The organism is Pseudoflavonifractor phocaeensis, assembly GCF_016901735.1.
Taxonomy (GTDB): Bacteria; Bacillota; Clostridia; order Oscillospirales; family Oscillospiraceae; genus Pseudoflavonifractor_A.
The window spans coordinates 1-474 of record NZ_JACLZC010000199.1 but is presented as its reverse complement, the minus strand read 5'-3'; the positions used below and the strand labels follow the sequence as shown (position 1 = coordinate 474).

General features: G+C 51.1%; 1 pseudogene. It reads left to right on the top strand.

Annotated elements, in window-relative coordinates:
• Positions 1 to 413 (top strand): annotated as a pseudogene (locus H7U37_RS15255) (site-specific DNA-methyltransferase); the annotation flags it as partial.
• Between the last annotated feature and the right edge of the window lie 61 nt (positions 414 to 474).

Genomic DNA, 474 nt, shown 5'->3' with positions numbered 1-474 from the left:
GCTTCCGTGTTTTCAAATTGGACACCTCCAATCTGGAAACCTGGGACGCCACCCCCATTGAGAACGAGCAGCTTGACCTGTTGTACCAGCGGATGAACAGCATGATCCATCGGGTAAAACCGGAGCGTACCGACCTGGATATGATTTATGAAATCATGCTCAAACTGGGTGTGCCGCTGACCTACTCCGTGACACCGTTCTTCATCCACAACAAGACCGTCTATGGCGTGGGCGATGATTGTCTGCTGCTGGTCTGTCTGGCCGAGGATGTGCAGCCGGAGGATGTGGAGCGAATGACCGAATACGCCCCGGCAAAAATCATTATCTCCCGTGACAGCTTTGCCGACGATACCGCTATGGCCAATGCCTACTATATCCTGCGGGATCACGGAATCGAATTGAAATTGGTGTGAGGGGAAAAAGATGGAATACAATCAGCTGCCTAAGGGCTTTTTTAAAAAGAACCCGCTCAAT